The following is a 14,802-nucleotide window of genomic DNA, read 5'->3' as shown; positions in this document are numbered from 1 at the left end:
CATGCCCGCGCGCAACAGTGCCCTACTTCGGCCCCAGTTCGACGACTGTGCCGGGATGCGCCAGCGACGCGACCGTGATCCTGCCGCCGTGTGCCTGATCGATGATCTGTCCCTCCCATGCGACCAAGCACGATGCTGCCTCGCTGTTGTACACGCGATCCAGAATCGGTGTGAGCTGCTTGGCTAGCTCACCTTCGGCGTCGAGCAACTGCTGCCGGTATGGCCCGTAATACGGCAGGATCGCCTCCAGTACAACGGCTGTGATGCCCTGCGCCTGCTGGATGATCGGCGCGATCAACGGTGCATTCTGCGTGATCACCGGCTCGATCTCGGCAAGCACCGGGCCCACCAGCTGTAGTAGCGGCTGATACACCGGGCCGAGCGCGAAGGCCTCCGACGAGAAGGCACCGGCCAGCGGCGCGAGACCGATCAGCGATGCCAGCCCGCCTTGTTTGGCGGGAGCGGGCCAGCCGAGCGGGCAGGTTGGTTGAGGCTTTGTCGGTTGGGAGGCAAAGGGACTCGCATTCGCGGTGCCGCCGGGCGCGATCGGCTGCGATGCGCTCGGTCCCGTGCCGGGCGTCAAGGCCAGCGCGGGTGCGGCCGGCGCCGCGCTACCGCCGGGGGTTATTGCGATGGCGGTACCTGGTGCCGCTGATTTCGCCGGTGCAGCCGGTGCCAACGGGACAGATGCGGCAGGTGCTGCGCCACCGCGCGCAGGTGCTACTGGTGCTGGCACCGCTGCCGACGGCGCAGCTGCCGACGGTGCAACGGCAGGAGCGGCCGGGCGGGGCGCTACCGCTGCCTGCGGCACCACGACCGCCACGCTGTCTCCTTCACGAACGGTCAACGCGGTCACTGCAACCGAGCTGCCGATCACCGCGAACGCGGCCAGCACACGGATCGCCGTGGCAAGTCCCGCTCGGGGGATGGATGTCGAGTACGTCATAGCAATGGTCTCCAGATGTGTTGTCAGCGAACGGATGCGGGTGCGGCGTCGCCAGGTTCGAAGGTGCCTTCGAGGTGCCAGACGCCGGTGAATCCGTTGAACGGGCCACCGACGATCAAGCTGGTCCACTCGAGCGTGTACTTCTTGGCATCGGCGTCGTAAGTGCCTGTGGCGGGCGGACCTTCACTCTCGGTCTTCTCCGGCAACTTCAGCCAGGTCTTGCTGACCCAATCCCAGGCCTGCTTCACCTGTGCGGCACCGGCCACCTGTGCGCCGGTCCGCTGCGGCGGCTTGGGGGCACCCTGATTGAATTCCTGGTTGTTCCACGACGCCGCCCACGCAGATAGGTCGGCTGTGAGTTTGCCGCCCTCGTCGGTTACGGACGGTGCGGCCGCGGGGTTCTGTGTTTGCGGGTCTATCGCATTGGTGGAGGTAGCGAACTCCACGCCGAAGAACTTGGTGGGCTTCATGATCGAGGCCGCCAACGAATTGCCGTCTGCGAATCCGGGTTGCGGCTCCGACTGGTAGCCGCCGACCCGTAGTCCGCCTTCGGTGCCGGGCTCCAACAGCGTGGCACCACCGCCCGGTACCGGTGAATCGCCGTTTGGCATGTACGGCCCGGCAGCGGGTGTGCCGCCGGGTTGGACCATCCGGAACCAACTGCCCGAAACATTCTGTCCGTCAACGGTGCCCGCGGTAATGCGGAACAGACCGACGAGCGGTTGCGGGCCTGCTGGGGTGGTAGCCGCATCGGAGTCCGCAGAACATCCTGCGCCTGCGAGCAGCGCAGTCGCCACGACGGCAGCACCGATGATGCGCGTGAACTTCATTTCTTACCTCCTGGGTAGGCGGCGGCGAGCGCCAAAACGCCTGATACGACGAAGAACCAGCCGATGCCGTGGAATGCGTCGAATCCGAGCGGCCGCGTCGAATCACGAAGTGCAACAACGCCGTCGAAGTTCTCGACGTTGTCGCTCATGGCTCCGACGAAGCCCGCGAACTCCGACGTCATCGGCTGCCATCGAGACGCGAGGGCATCGATCGCCGACAGGTCTGCTTCTGGATGTTCGACTCGTACGGCTTTGGTGTAGCGGCTGTCGAGCTCGCCCTGACCGCCGACGAGTGTCACGAAGTAGCCCTGCAATTGTCGAACGTGGTCGCGAGTGAGTACGGGGGTAAATCCGTCGACCAGTTGTGATCCTGCGGGTGCATCGGCGAACAGGCCCAGAGCGAGTGGTGCAGCGATCAGCGCGATACCTGTTAGTCCGATGACACCTCGTGCGATCGGTGATGGTGTGCCGTGCAGCGCTTTACGTGCCCCGAGCACGCCGGCACCCAGAAGTACCGCGCCCGGTAGGACGAACAGCCACGGGATCGATCCGAACGGTGGCAGTGCCGTGAGCCGTTGGTAATTGCCAAGATTGGCTTGCACAGCGTCGAGCGTGGTGTTCAGGTCGGCGTCGATCGCGGGGTAGTCGCGCACGAACCCGTCGACGTACTGGTATCTACCGGCAGGCGCTTGGCCGGTGCTCTGCAACGACGTCACGTTTGCGCGGGCAGCCGAGATCACCGTCAGGTCGTTGCGGAAGCTGGTGATCTGCTCTTGCGACATGTACGGCGCGAACGACGAGAGCATCAACTGCCCTTGCGCCGCACGGGTGAACATGCCGAGCGCGATCGGAGCGACGATCAGAACGAGACCTGTCGCCGCCGCGAGCAGGTAGGGCCAGCGACGGCGCGGCGCAGGCCCCCGCTCACTCGCGAGATTGTGTTCGGAGACGTAGTCCGAGTACGCCGGGAGAGATGCGCCGCTCACGACTTCTTCTTGCCCGCAATGCGTTCGGCATTGAAGAACAGTGCGACGCCGAACAGTCCGAGCAGTACCAGCACAGGTACGGCCCACCTTGGCGGATGATCGGTCCGCGGCAGTTCCAGCGTCCGTGCAGTCAGTGCCGGATCTGCGTTGGTCGGATCTGCGTTGGTTTGTGCCGGGGTGGCCACAGGCGTAGCGACAGCAGTTGCCGCTGGGGAGGGTTGTGGTGCACCCGGCGCCACAGGTGCGGCGGGAGCGGGCGCCCCAGGTGCGACGGCGGGGGCGGCCAGTGCGGGCGGTGCCTGCACCGCGGGCGCTACTGGAGCAGGTGCCTGCAGCGATGTTCCTCCGCGATACTGGCCCGCCAGATGCCACAGTCCGGTGAAGTTGTTGAACGGTCCGCCGACGATCTGACTGGTCCACTCGACGACGAAACTTCCGGTCGCCGGGTCGATCGAGCCACTCAGTGCACGGGTCTTGCCGGGAAGGTCGCCGCCAGGCTTCGGAGCACCCTGGTTGAAGACCTGGTTGTTCCAGGTGACGCCGAGACTGCTGAGGTCCCCGCTCAACGAGTTGCCCGTCGCGTACAGCTGCGGGGCGGCAGCGCTCGATCCGGTCTGCGGATCGACCTGGTTGGTCGCCGTCGCGAATCCGACGCCGTAGAAGCGAACGGGTTGGGTGACGCTGCCCGAAATCGCGTTACCCGTCGCGTCGAAGGCCTGTGCAGGCTGCGGTTGGTAGCTGCCGCTGACCAGCCCGCCGTCGGTGCCTGGGGCAAGCGGCGTCACCGTCTGGTCACTGCAACCGGAGTCGCTGTTGGAGAGAAACGGTCCGTTCGAGTCGCCCGCCGGAAGGATCATCCGGAAGAAACTGCCGGTCACGGCGCCACCCGAGCAGGTGCCGGGCGCCACCGCAAACAGTCCGTTCAACGGAACCGCGTCGTCGGCATGCGCTGTTGCGGGTAGAAAGAGGCCGGCTGAGGCCATCGCCGCAGCGATGCCCAACCTGAAGGTGTGTCGCAGGGCGAACATAATTGAGTCCTGTAGTAGTTCGGTCGACACATCAGATACCAGCGGACACCGTTCGAGCACGGGTTATCGACAGCATGATTCGAAGTGGTGTCGGTACCCGAATGTATGTTCGATTCATGGTAGTGACATTCACCCCGCGCCCGGAGGTGGCGTAATGGGCTGGCACAACGGCCCACCCACCTGGTCCGAGCTGGAACGTGTGCTCTCGGGCAGACCAGGGCGCAATCCGCCGGAGGCGATGTATCCCGGAGACGGCGGTGACAGTCCTGCGTGGTCGCGAAAGCGCGGGAAGTACGAGGGCGGGCGGATCGACTCGGCCGGGCATACCGTCCCTTACGCCGAACTGCATGCGCACTCCGCGTACAGCTTCCTCGACGGCGCGAGTCACCCGGAGACGCTGGTGGAAGAGGCGGTCCGGTTGGGGCTGGAGGCAATCGCGATCACCGATCACGACGGCTTCTACGGCGTCGTTCGGTTCGCCGAAGCCGCCAAGGAACTGGGGATGAAGACGGTGTTCGGATCCGAGTTGTCGCTCGACACAACGGATTCCCGTACCGGTTCGCCCGATCCGGAGGGCACGCATCTGCTGGTACTGGCACGAGGGCAGGAGGGTTATCGCAGGCTGTCCCGTGAGATTGCGACAGCACATCTGGTCGGTGGTGAGAAGGGCAAGCTCAGCTACGACCTCGATCGGCTCACCGAGGCCGCCGGCGGGCATTGGCAGATTCTGACGGGGTGCCGGAAGGGGCATGTTCGACGCGCTCTCGACCGCGCAGGAGAGGCCGCTGCCGGGTCGGCGCTGGGTGCGCTGGTCGACCGATTCGGCACGGATCGGGTGACCGTCGAACTCACCCACCACGGGATTCCGGAAGACGACGAGCGCAATGCAATACTCGCGAGCCTTGCTGCACAGCAGGGAGTTTCGGCAATCGCCACGACCGGTGCGCATTTCGCGGCACCGGCGGGTCGTCGGCTGGCGATGGCGATGGCGGCGATCAGGGCGCGGCAGAGTCTGGACGAGGCATCGGGTTGGCTGGCACCGAGGGGCGGTGCGCATCTTCGCTCCGGCGAGGAGATGGCAACGCTGTTCGCCGATCATCCAGGTGTGGTGCAAGCCGCCGCGGATCTGGGGCTCGAATGCGCCTTCGATCTTCGGCTGATCGCGCCGCAGCTGCCGCCGTTCGACGTTCCTGCCGGGCACACCGAGAACAGCTGGCTGCGCGAACTCGCAACGGCGGGCGCCGCGCGCCGCTACGGCACTCCCGAGCAGCGTCCGGATGCGTACCGGCAGATCGAGCACGAGCTGAAAGTCATTGCCGAGCTGGGGTTTCCCGGCTATTTCCTGGTCGTGCACGACATCGTGTCCTTCTGCAAGAACAACGACATCCTGTGTCAGGGTAGAGGATCGGCTGCCAACTCCGCTGTCTGCTACGCCATCGGCATCACGAATGTCGACCCGGTCACCAACCAGTTGCTGTTCGAGCGATTTCTCTCCACAGAACGCGACGGCCCGCCGGACATCGATGTCGACATCGAGTCCGATCGCCGCGAAGAAGCGATCCAGCACGTCTATCAGAAGTACGGGCGTGCGTATGCGGCTCAGGTGGCCAACGTCATCACCTACCGAGGCAAGTCGTCGGTGCGCGATGTCTCTCGGGCGCTGGGGTTTTCGCAAGGTCAGCAGGATGCGTGGAGCAAGCAGGTCAGCCGCTGGACGGGCATCGGCAAAGAGGTGGGGACGGACATTCCGGCCGAGGTGCTGGAGTTGGCCGAAGAGATCGAGGGGTTTCCGCGACATCTGGGAATTCACTCCGGCGGCATGGTGATCTGCGACCGCCCCATCGCCGACGTATGCCCGGTGGAGTGGGCGCGGATGGAGAACCGCAGCGTGCTGCAGTGGGACAAAGACGACTGTGCCGCAGTGGGATTGGTGAAGTTCGACATGCTCGGTCTCGGCATGCTCTCCGCCCTGCACTACATGATCGATCTGGTTGCCGAGCACAAAGGCATCGAGGTGGATCTCGCTCAACTCGATCTCACCGAAACCGCTGTGTACGAAATGTTGCAGCGCGCCGATTCGGTGGGGGTGTTCCAGGTGGAGTCGCGCGCGCAGATGGCGACGCTGCCCAGGCTCAAGCCGCGCACGTTCTACGACCTGGTTGTGGAGGTGGCGCTGATCAGGCCGGGTCCGATCCAAGGCGGCTCGGTGCACCCGTACATCCGGCGCCACAACGGGTTGGAGCCGATCACCTACGACCACCCGTCGCTGGAGAACTCGCTGAAACGCACCAAGGGCGTGCCGCTGTTTCAGGAGCAGTTGATGCAGATGGCGATCGACGTCGCAGGATTTTCGGCAGCAGAGGCAGATCAACTACGACGAGCGATGGGATCGAAGCGATCGCCGGAGCGAATGGATCGACTCAAGGGGCGGCTCTACGAGGGTATGCGCACGAAGCACGGCATACCCGACAGCGTTGCCGATCGGATCTACGAGAAGCTCTATGCCTTCGCCAATTTCGGCTTCCCGGAGAGTCATTCGCAGAGTTTCGCGGCGCTGGTGTTCTACTCGTCCTGGTTCAAGCTGCACCATCCCGCGGCCTTCTGTGCAGGATTGCTCCGAGCGCAGCCGATGGGGTTCTATTCGCCGCAATCGCTGGTGGCGGATGCGCGCCGACACGACGTGATCGTGCACGGCCCGGACATCAACGCGAGCCTTGCCGAGGCGACGCTCGAAGATGCCGGTCTGCAGATTCGGCTTGGGCTCGCTGCGGTTCGGCACATCGGCACGGAGTTGGCCGAAAAGATAGTGGCAGCACGGGAATCGGGTGGTGCGTTCGCGTCGTTCCTCGATCTGACCGGTCGGGTGGCGCTCAGCGTCGCGCAGTCCGAATCACTCGCCACCGCCGGTGCTTTGGGATGCCTGGGTACCTCACGTCGAGAAGCATTGTGGGCTGCCGGGGCGGCGGCGGGGGAGCGCCCGGATCGGTTGCCCGGCATCGGGGCGTCGACGCAGGCGCCTGCCTTGCCCGGGATGAGCGACCTGGAAATGGCGGCAGCCGATGTGTGGGCAACGGGTGTGTCGCCCGGCACCTATCCGACGCAGTTCCTTCGGCCGCAACTCGATGCGTTGGGAGTGGTGCCTGCGGATCGCCTGCTGACGATGCCGGACGGTGATCGGGTGTTGGTCGGGGGAGCGGTGACGCATCGGCAACGGCCTGCGACGGCTGCGGGTGTCACCTTCATCAACCTCGAGGACGAGACGGGGATGGTGAACGTGGTGTGCTCCGTCGGGTTGTGGGCTAAGTACCGCAAGCTCGCACAGTCGGCGCCCGCCCTGCTGATCCGTGGAAAAGTGCAGAACGCGGAGGGCGCGGTCACGGTCGTAGCGGATCGGCTGCAACGGATGGATCTGCGTATCGCGTCCAAATCGAGAGATTTTCGATGACGAGCGAGCGGATTGTCCGGTTACCCTTCGAACATGACGGAGCATTCGGTCTCGAAATACCGCAGACGCGGCGCGATGTTGGCGACGATCGTTGCGGTCTTCGCGGTCACGTTGATCGGCTGCGATTCCGACTCCGGACCGTCCGCAGGTGGTTCAGCGCCCGCTGTTGCCGTCGCGCCGGGCAGCCCGATGTCGGAGGCCGCATCGCCGGCGCCGAAGAGCTTTCAGTCCGACAGTCGTACGCAGGCCCCGGATCAGGCCGATCGCAAAGAGGTGGTCACCGGCAGCGTCAACGTGACCGCGTCGGACCCGATCGATGCCGCGCACAAGGCGACGACGAAGGTGGAATCGCTGCAGGGTCGCGTCGACGATCGCAACGAGCAGCCTGGCACCGACAACACGACGCCCAGCAGCTCGCTCACCGTCCGGGTGCCCGCCGACAAGACCGATCAATTCATCGACGACCTCCGCGACATCGGCAAGGTGACCAGCGTCAGCCTCAGCAAGAACGACGTCACCATGCAAGTCGACGACCTGGATGCGCGCATCAAGGCACTGCAAACGTCGGTAGATCGCCTCCGCGCATTGATCGCGTCGGCGACCAACACCGCTGACCTGATCGAGGCGGAGAAAGCCGTCTCGGATCGGCAGGGCGAGCTGGACAGTCTCACCTCGCAGCAGCGACGCCTCGATGACCAGATCGACTTGTCCACGTTGACAATTCAGTTCACCACCGAAGACGCGACGCCGAGCTCGAGTCCCGACAATTTCTGGGACGGCATTGTCTCCGGCTGGCATTCGCTGATCTCGTGGATCGGCGGTGCAATCGTCTGGATCGGCTCTGCCCTGCCGTGGATCGCATTCCTCGCGATCATCGGTGGCGTGGTGTGGCTGAGCCTGCGGGTGATTCGCAGGCGTCGGAGCTAGCTGTCCTGGTTGTGAAGGATTTTGATCGATATCCGACCAAAATCCTTCACTGATGAACTCGACCGCTAGTTGCTACCTGCATAGCCGTGCTGGCGCCACGCCTCGTAGAGCGCGATGGATGCAGCGTTTGCCAGGTTCAGTGAGCGGCGTCCGGCAAGCATCGGGATTCTGAGCTGTTCGGTGATGTGCGAGTCGGCGAGCACCTCGTCGGAGAGGCCGGTCGGCTCGGGGCCGAACAGCAGCACGTCGCCGGGTTGATAGGCGATGTCGGCGAACGATGTGGTCGCGTGTGCGGTGAACGCGTAGACCCGCTCGGGTTGCAGCGCTGTCCATGCGGCGTCGAGGTCGTCGTGCACGGTGACCGACGCCAAATCGTGGTAGTCGAGGCCGGCGCGCTTGAGTTTCGGCTCGGACATGTCGAAGCCCAGCGGGCCGACCAGGTGCAGCTCGGAGCCGGTAATCGCGGACAGCCTGATCGCATTGCCGGTATTGGGCGGGATCTTGGGCTCGTGGAACATCAGTCGGAACACCGGACCAGCTTTCCATCTCGCGCACTTGCTCTTCGACCCGCACACCCGGAATCCGTTCGTTGCCAGGATGGTCGTGAGACCCAGCGGGAACAGGGGTGCGTGAGCAATCACCCGACCGTTTGTAGATGGGAGAGCGGTGGCAGGTGTCAGTGCTCGCGAGGACAATGGAACCATGTCCACCATCGACTTCCAGGAACTCACCGGCGAAGATTTTTCCGACGGCCGATTCGGTGGCGAACGGTGGCACGATCAGCACTACACGGGCTGCTCGTTCCGCGATGCCGATATGAACGGCCTGCATACCGAGCGCGTGCTGTTCACCGATTGCGACTTCACCGGCGCCGATCTGGGCGAGTCGCAGCACTCCAATTCTGCGTTTCGCTCGTGCACGTTCCGTAGAACCACGTTGTGGCACAGCGTGTTTCGTAACTCGACGCTGCTCGGCTCGGTGTTCGAGGAATGCCGGATGCGGCCGATCACGTTCGACGACGTCGATTTCTCGCTGACCGCTCTCGGCGGGATCGACCTTCGTGGCGTCGATTTGTCCGACTGCCGCTTTCGCGAGACCAACCTCGTCGGTGCCGATCTTCGCAAGGCGACCTTGTGCTCCGCGGACCTGCTCGGTGCGCGCACCCAGAGCCTCAAGCTCGACGGCGCCGACCTTCGCGGCGCGCACATCGATCCGGCCCTGTGGACCAATGCCACGCTCGGCACGGCCCGCGTCGAGCTGACCCAAGCCGTTGCGTACGCGCGCGCCAACGGTCTGACCGTGGAGTAGGCGAGTCTGCGAGAATGGCGCCGTGACACAACCTGCGACGACCCATCCTGCGACTGCGACGCTCCTGGACGGCAAGGCCACCCGTGACGAGATTTTCGCCGACCTCACCGAACGCGTGGCGGCACTGACGGCGAAGGGCATAGTCCCTGGTCTCGCGACCGTGTTGGTCGGTTCCGATCCGGGTTCCGAAACTTACGTGCGGCTCAAGCACAGCGATTGCGCGAAAGTCGGCATCAACTCGATCCGTCGAGATTTGCCTGAGGACGTCACGCAGGACGAGCTGAACGCCGTCATCGACGAGCTGAACGCCGACCCCGCATGCACCGGCTACATCGTGCAATTGCCGTTGCCGAAACATCTCGACGAGAACGCGATCCTCGAGCGCATCGACCCCGCCAAAGACGCCGACGGCCTGCACCCGGTGAACCTGGGCCGGCTCGTCCTCGGTCAGGAGTCGACCCTGCCGTGCACGCCGCGCGGCGTCGTCCACCTGCTCCGCAAGTACGACGTTCCGCTCGCCGGCGCACACGTCGTGATCGTCGGCCGTGGCGTCACCGTCGGCCGCCCTCTCGGTCTCATCCTCACTCGCCGCAGCGAGAACTCGACGGTGACGCTGTGCCACACCGGAACCAAGGATCTGGCAGCAGAGGTGCGCCGCGCGGACATCGTCGTCGCCGCCGCGGGTTCGCCTGGTCTGATCACAGCCGACATGATTCGTCCCGGTGCGGCCGTTGTCGACGTCGGCGCCAGCAAGGGGCCAGACGGTCGCGTGGGCGACCTGGCAGCCGACGTCAAGGACGTTGCCGGATTCCTTTCGCCCAACCCGGGCGGAGTCGGACCTCTGACCCGCGCGTTCCTGCTGTCGAACGTTGTCGAGCGCGCGGAGTCGTTGCAGAACAGCCGGCAAGGTTAGCCGCATGACCGCCGACCTCACCCAGACCCAACGGCTGACCCGCTTCGTGCGGTGCCATCTGCCGATGGTGGTTGTGGTCGCCGTGATCGTTGCGGCCGTGGTGCTGGTGCTGTCGGATCGGTGGCGTCGCGGCGCCATCGTCTTCGGTGTGGCGACGCTGCTCGCCGGTGCGTTCCGGTTCGTGCTGCCCGACGATCAGGTGGGCCTGCTCCATGTGCGAAGCAAGCGGCTCGATGCCGGAGCGTTGTTCGTCGTGGGGACCGCGATCGTGTGGCTGGCCTTCTCCATCGACCCGCTCGGCACCGGCTAGCGCAGGCTAGAGCTCGATCCCCAGCCTCGCCAATTCCATCGTCTCGGCCAGCAACTCGGCGACAGCCGTTGCCTCCGTGAGGAATCCGTCGTGACCGTCCTTCGATTCGACGATCTCTAATCCTCGACAGCCGGGTAGCAGGTCGGCAATCTCCTGCTGCGTTCGCAGCGGGTAGAGCCGATCGGAATCCACACCGCCGACCACGCAGGGCACGGGCGTAGCCTTCAGCGCGGCCTCGATGCCTCCGCGACCGCGACCGACGTCGTGTCGATTCATCGCCTCGGTCAGCAAGACGTAGGTGGCCGGATCGAAGCGGGCCACCAGCTTGTCCGCCTGATGCTCCAGGTAGCTCTGCACGGCGTAGCGGCCGCCGTCGCGCGGGTCCTCGTCGCCCTGGGCGAAGTTCTCGAAACGATGGTCGAGTTCGAACTCGGTCCGGTACGTGAGGTGTGCGATACGGCGTGCGATGCGCAATCCGGCCCGCGGCGAGCGTCCGGTGCCGTGATAGTTGCCGCCCTGCCAGTCGGGGTCCGACCGGATCGCTTCGATCTGCGTTGTCTGCGTGCCGATCTGGTCTGCGGTTGCCCGCGCACCGACAGCCAGGACGAGTGCTGCCGCAAGCCGATCGGGCTCGGTGACCATCCACTCGAGCACCCGCATGCCGCCCATCGATCCACCGACCACGGCCGCGAGTCGTTGGATACCCATGACGTCGGCGAACGCGATCTCGGCGGCAACCTGATCGCGAATGGAGATGTTCGGGAACCGTGAACCCCACGGCGTGCCGTCGGCCGCCAGCGATCCGGGTCCGGTGGTGCCGCGGCACCCGCCTAGCACGTTGGTCGCGACGACGCACCATTCGTCGGTGTCGACGGGTGCGCCGGGGCCGATCATCCCGTCCCACCACCCGGGTGACGGGTGCTGGTCGTTGGCGGGGCCGCTCACGTGCGAATCGCCGGTCAACGCATGCTCGACCAGAATGACGTTGTTCTTGGTGGGGGAGAGCTCACCCCAGCGCTGGACGGCGAGCCGAACGTCGGGGATCACCGCCCCGTTTTCGAGCGTCAGGTCTCCGATGGAGACACTGCCCAACCGCCCGTCCGGAGGTGGGAATCCCAACTCCGGACGAGCGGCTGTGGTGGCTGAGCCGGACGGCGCAGAACTAGAACTCAAGACGTCGCCGCTGCGAATCCGACAGTGAGATCAGCGAGAATATCGTCGATTCCCTCGATGCCAACTGCCAACCTGACCAGGCCCGGAGTGACTCCGGAGGCCAACTGCTCCTCGGGCGTGAGCTGCGAATGTGTGGTCGATGCGGGGTGAATCACGAGTGAACGCACGTCTCCGATGTTAGCCACATGGCTGTGGAGGGTCAGCGCGTCGACGAACTTCTTGCCCGCATCGACGCCACCGGCAAGCTCGAAAGCCACGATCGCGCCCGCTCCCTTCGGCGCCAACTGCTGCCCGCGTTCGTACCACGCCGACGAGGGCAGACCGGCGTAGGCGACGGACGTGACAGCCTCGTTGCCCTGGACGAATTCGGCTACCCTCTTGGCGTTTGCGACATGCCGCTCGACACGCAGGCTCAGCGTTTCCAGACCTTGGCTGATCAGGAACGCGTTGAACGGCGAGATCGCCGAGCCGAGGTCGCGCAGCAACTGCACGCGAGCCTTCAGCGCGTAGGCAGGCGCGCCGAGGTCGGCGAACACGACGCCGTGGTAGCTGGGGTCCGGGGTCGTGAAGCCGGGGAACCGGCCCTGCGTCCAGTCGAACGTGCCGCCGTCGACGATCACGCCTGCGATCGCCGACCCGTGGCCGCCGAGGTACTTGGTGGCCGAGTGGATGACGATGTCGGCGCCGTGGCTCAGCGGCTGGATCAGGTACGGCGTCGCAACCGTGTTGTCGACGATCAGCGGAATACCCGCAGCGTGCGCGACCTCCGAGACACCGGGCAGATCGAACACGTCGTTCTTCGGGTTGGAGATGGTTTCGCCGAAGAACGCCTTGGTGTTCGGGCGGACGGCGGCCTTCCACTGCTCCAGATCGTCGGGATCCTCGACGAAGGAGACCTCGATGCCGAGCTTGGGCAGCGAGTAGTGGAACAGGTTGTACGTGCCGCCGTAGAGCCGCGGGCTGGACACGATGTGATCGCCCGCACCAGCGATGTTCAGCAGCGCGAACGTCGTCGCAGCCTGTCCGGATGCCAGCAGCAGTGCGGCAACACCGCCTTCCAGCGATGCGATCCGCTGCTCGACGGCGTCCTGTGTCGGGTTCATGATCCGGGTGTAGATGTTGCCCGGCTCGGCCAGCCCGAACAGCGCCGCGGCGTGATCGGTGTTGTCGAAGGTGAACGACGTGGTCTGGTAGATCGGCAACGCACGGGCGTTGGTGGTTGCGTCCGGCGTTTGGCCGACATGGACCTGCTTGGTCTCGAAGGCCCAGTTGGCAGTGACGTCTTCGGGTGCGGTTGCTTCAGTCATCGGATTCTCCAGGAAAGAGGTGTACCCGTCGGTCCGGTCGGGAGCGTGCTCGTACCGAGGACCGGCGGGGTGGGTAAGGAAGGGTGTTGGGACCTATCGCCGACAACAACACATGTGGGCCTCCTCGTACGCGCGCTTGCCGTTCGCACTTGCCACGAACAACCTGGTCATCACCCGGGGCACCCCACCGCGGTTGGAGGGTTGCCGACCAGCGAGCCGGGGCTTCGCGCTGGTACTCATGACCTGGCGAGAATATTAACCGTTCGTGAGTGTCGTGTCGCCGCCGCCCGGCGCCGTATACGTTGTGAGGTAGTCGTAGACCTTCTCAGGAGGACGCGTAGCAGCCATGTCCAAAATCAAGGTAGAAGGCACCGTCGTCGAACTCGATGGCGACGAGATGACGCGCATCATCTGGCAGTTCATCAAGGACAAGCTGATCCACCCCTACCTGGACGTGAACCTCGAGTACTACGACCTCGGCATCGAACATCGCGACCAGACCGACGATCAGGTGACCGTCGACGCAGCCAACGCGATCAAGAAGTACGGCGTCGGCGTCAAATGCGCCACCATCACCCCCGACGAGGCTCGCGTCGAAGAGTTCGGTCTGAAGAAGATGTGGCGTTCTCCCAACGGCACCATCCGAAACATCCTCGGCGGCACCATCTTCCGTGCACCGATCATCATCTCCAATGTTCCCCGGCTGGTTCCGGGCTGGACCAAGCCGATCATCATCGGCAGGCACGCGTTCGGCGACCAGTACCGCGCAACCGACTTCAAGGTCTTCGAGGCAGGCACCGTCACCCTGACGTTCACTCCGCAGGACGGCAGCGAGCCGATCGTGCACGAGGTGGTGAAGATGCCCGACGACGGCGGCGTGGTGCTCGGGATGTACAACTTCAAGCAGTCGATCATCGATTTCGCTCGGGCGTCGTTCAATTACGGTCTGCAGCAGAACTATCCGGTCTACATGTCGACCAAGAACACCATCCTCAAGGCCTACGACGGCATGTTCAAAGACACCTTCCAGGAGATCTTCGAGACCGAGTTCAAAGCCGAATTCGACGCCGCCGGACTCACCTACGAGCACCGTTTGATCGACGACATGGTGGCGTCGTCGATGAAATGGGAGGGCGGCTACGTCTGGGCGTGCAAGAACTACGACGGCGATGTGCAGTCGGACACGGTGGCGCAGGGCTTCGGCTCCCTCGGCCTGATGACGTCGGTGCTGCTGACGCCGGACGGCAAGATCGCCGAAGCCGAGGCGGCGCACGGCACCGTAACCCGGCACTACCGCCAGCATCAGCAGGGCAAGCCGACGTCCACCAACCCCATCGCCTCGATCTTCGCCTGGACGCGCGGCCTCGAACATCGCGGCAAGTTGGACAACACCCCCGATGTCATCGCGTTCGGGCACGCGCTCGAAGACGTGGTCATCAGGACCGTCGAAGGCGGGCAGATGACGAAGGATCTCGCGCTGTTGGTGGGCGGCGATCAGGGCTACCTGACCACCGAGGAGTTCCTCGGCGCACTCGACGAGAACCTCGCCAAGGAATTGAAGTAGTCGATCGGTGACACATTTCACGAGCCGGACAAGGAACACGTCCGGGCCGTGCCTTGTTGCCGTGA

13 protein-coding genes and 1 riboswitch are annotated in these 14,802 nt (G+C 64.7%); of the genes, 6 read left to right on the top strand and 7 right to left on the bottom strand.

Annotated elements, in window-relative coordinates; translation table 11 throughout:
- Nucleotides 1-22: 22 nt before the first annotated feature.
- From FOY51_RS13645 to FOY51_RS13630, 4 genes are read right to left on the bottom strand one after another with little or no spacing between them, the layout of a single operon-like run.
- Nucleotides 23-946, bottom strand: coding sequence for a hypothetical protein (locus FOY51_RS13645; protein WP_149430768.1), 924 nt, complete (start codon nt 944-946; stop codon nt 23-25).
- Between the two features lie 23 nt (nt 947-969).
- Nucleotides 970-1,776: a hypothetical protein gene (locus tag FOY51_RS13640; RefSeq protein ID WP_149430767.1), complete on the bottom strand. Its 807-nt coding sequence runs from the start codon at nt 1,774-1,776 to the stop codon at nt 970-972.
- On the bottom strand, nt 1,773-2,762 hold the full coding sequence (locus FOY51_RS13635; protein ID WP_149430766.1) for a hypothetical protein: 990 nt from the start codon (nt 2,760-2,762) through the stop codon (nt 1,773-1,775). Before FOY51_RS13635 ends, FOY51_RS13640 begins: the two co-directional genes overlap by 4 nt.
- Nucleotides 2,759-3,790 carry a hypothetical protein gene (locus tag FOY51_RS13630; RefSeq protein WP_149430765.1) on the bottom strand — a complete coding sequence of 344 codons (1,032 nt, stop codon included), beginning with the start codon at nt 3,788-3,790 and terminating at the stop codon, nt 2,759-2,761. Before FOY51_RS13630 ends, FOY51_RS13635 begins: the two co-directional genes overlap by 4 nt.
- Nucleotides 3,791-3,944: 154 nt before the next feature.
- On the opposite strand from FOY51_RS13630, the gene FOY51_RS13625 reads away from it, so the two are divergent.
- Nucleotides 3,945-7,235 carry an error-prone DNA polymerase gene (locus FOY51_RS13625; RefSeq protein WP_149430764.1) on the top strand — a complete coding sequence of 1,097 codons (3,291 nt, stop codon included), beginning with the start codon at nt 3,945-3,947 and terminating at the stop codon, nt 7,233-7,235.
- A 33-nt stretch (nt 7,236-7,268) separates the two neighbouring features.
- On the top strand, nt 7,269-8,162 hold the full coding sequence (locus tag FOY51_RS13620) for a DUF4349 domain-containing protein (protein ID WP_235916299.1): 894 nt from the start codon (nt 7,269-7,271) through the stop codon (nt 8,160-8,162).
- Nucleotides 8,163-8,227: 65 nt separating this feature from the next.
- Here the strand turns inward: FOY51_RS13620 and FOY51_RS13615 are convergent, their stop codons facing one another.
- A complete protein-coding gene (locus tag FOY51_RS13615) occupies nt 8,228-8,692 on the bottom strand; it encodes a tRNA (cytidine(34)-2'-O)-methyltransferase (RefSeq protein ID WP_149430855.1) in 465 nt (154 codons plus the stop codon).
- Nucleotides 8,693-8,864: 172 nt separating this feature from the next.
- Between FOY51_RS13615 and FOY51_RS13610 the strand changes: the two genes are divergently transcribed.
- From FOY51_RS13610 to FOY51_RS13600, 3 genes are read left to right on the top strand one after another with little or no spacing between them, the layout of a single operon-like run.
- Nucleotides 8,865-9,470, top strand: a complete 606-nt coding sequence (locus FOY51_RS13610; protein WP_149430763.1) for a pentapeptide repeat-containing protein — start codon at nt 8,865-8,867, stop codon at nt 9,468-9,470.
- Between the two features lie 22 nt (nt 9,471-9,492).
- Nucleotides 9,493-10,383 carry a bifunctional methylenetetrahydrofolate dehydrogenase/methenyltetrahydrofolate cyclohydrolase gene (locus FOY51_RS13605; RefSeq protein WP_149430762.1) on the top strand — a complete coding sequence of 297 codons (891 nt, stop codon included), beginning with the start codon at nt 9,493-9,495 and terminating at the stop codon, nt 10,381-10,383.
- 4 nt (nt 10,384-10,387) lie between these two features.
- Nucleotides 10,388-10,693, top strand: coding sequence for a DUF3017 domain-containing protein (locus tag FOY51_RS13600; RefSeq protein WP_149430761.1), 306 nt, complete (start codon nt 10,388-10,390; stop codon nt 10,691-10,693).
- A gap of 6 nt (nt 10,694-10,699) precedes the next feature.
- Here FOY51_RS13600 and metX read toward each other — a convergent pair whose 3' ends face one another.
- Both metX and FOY51_RS13590 read right to left on the bottom strand, forming a co-directional pair.
- Nucleotides 10,700-11,812, bottom strand: coding sequence for a homoserine O-acetyltransferase MetX (metX, locus tag FOY51_RS13595; protein ID WP_187776314.1), 1,113 nt, complete (start codon nt 11,810-11,812; stop codon nt 10,700-10,702).
- Between the two features lie 50 nt (nt 11,813-11,862).
- On the bottom strand, nt 11,863-13,173 hold the full coding sequence (locus tag FOY51_RS13590) for a bifunctional o-acetylhomoserine/o-acetylserine sulfhydrylase (protein ID WP_149430760.1): 1,311 nt from the start codon (nt 13,171-13,173) through the stop codon (nt 11,863-11,865).
- A 127-nt stretch (nt 13,174-13,300) separates the two neighbouring features.
- Nucleotides 13,301-13,417, bottom strand: a riboswitch (SAM riboswitch).
- A 102-nt stretch (nt 13,418-13,519) separates the two neighbouring features.
- Between FOY51_RS13590 and FOY51_RS13585 the strand changes: the two genes are divergently transcribed.
- Nucleotides 13,520-14,737, top strand: a complete 1,218-nt coding sequence (locus tag FOY51_RS13585; protein ID WP_149430759.1) for an NADP-dependent isocitrate dehydrogenase — start codon at nt 13,520-13,522, stop codon at nt 14,735-14,737.
- The last annotated feature ends 65 nt before the right edge of the window (nt 14,738-14,802 follow it).

Origin of the sequence: Antrihabitans cavernicola (assembly GCF_008297975.1) — a bacterium.
Lineage (GTDB): Bacteria > Actinomycetota > Actinomycetes > Mycobacteriales > Mycobacteriaceae > Antrihabitans > Antrihabitans cavernicola.
The sequence above is the reverse complement of the archived record's forward strand: the minus strand, read 5'-3'. Positions and strand labels throughout refer to the sequence as shown.

Coding starts and splice junctions, on each gene's coding strand:
- FOY51_RS13645 (WP_149430768.1), bottom strand. CDS start 946: ATGACGTACTCGACATCCATCCCCCGAGCGGGACTTGCCACGGCGATC.
- FOY51_RS13640 (WP_149430767.1), bottom strand. CDS start 1,776: ATGAAGTTCACGCGCATCATCGGTGCTGCCGTCGTGGCGACTGCGCTG.
- FOY51_RS13630 (WP_149430765.1), bottom strand. CDS start 3,790: ATGTTCGCCCTGCGACACACCTTCAGGTTGGGCATCGCTGCGGCGATG.
- FOY51_RS13625 (WP_149430764.1), top strand. CDS start 3,945: ATGGGCTGGCACAACGGCCCACCCACCTGGTCCGAGCTGGAACGTGTG.
- FOY51_RS13620 (WP_235916299.1), top strand. CDS start 7,269: ATGACGGAGCATTCGGTCTCGAAATACCGCAGACGCGGCGCGATGTTG.
- FOY51_RS13610 (WP_149430763.1), top strand. CDS start 8,865: ATGTCCACCATCGACTTCCAGGAACTCACCGGCGAAGATTTTTCCGAC.
- FOY51_RS13600 (WP_149430761.1), top strand. CDS start 10,388: ATGACCGCCGACCTCACCCAGACCCAACGGCTGACCCGCTTCGTGCGG.
- FOY51_RS13590 (WP_149430760.1), bottom strand. CDS start 13,173: ATGACTGAAGCAACCGCACCCGAAGACGTCACTGCCAACTGGGCCTTC.
- FOY51_RS13585 (WP_149430759.1), top strand. CDS start 13,520: ATGTCCAAAATCAAGGTAGAAGGCACCGTCGTCGAACTCGATGGCGAC.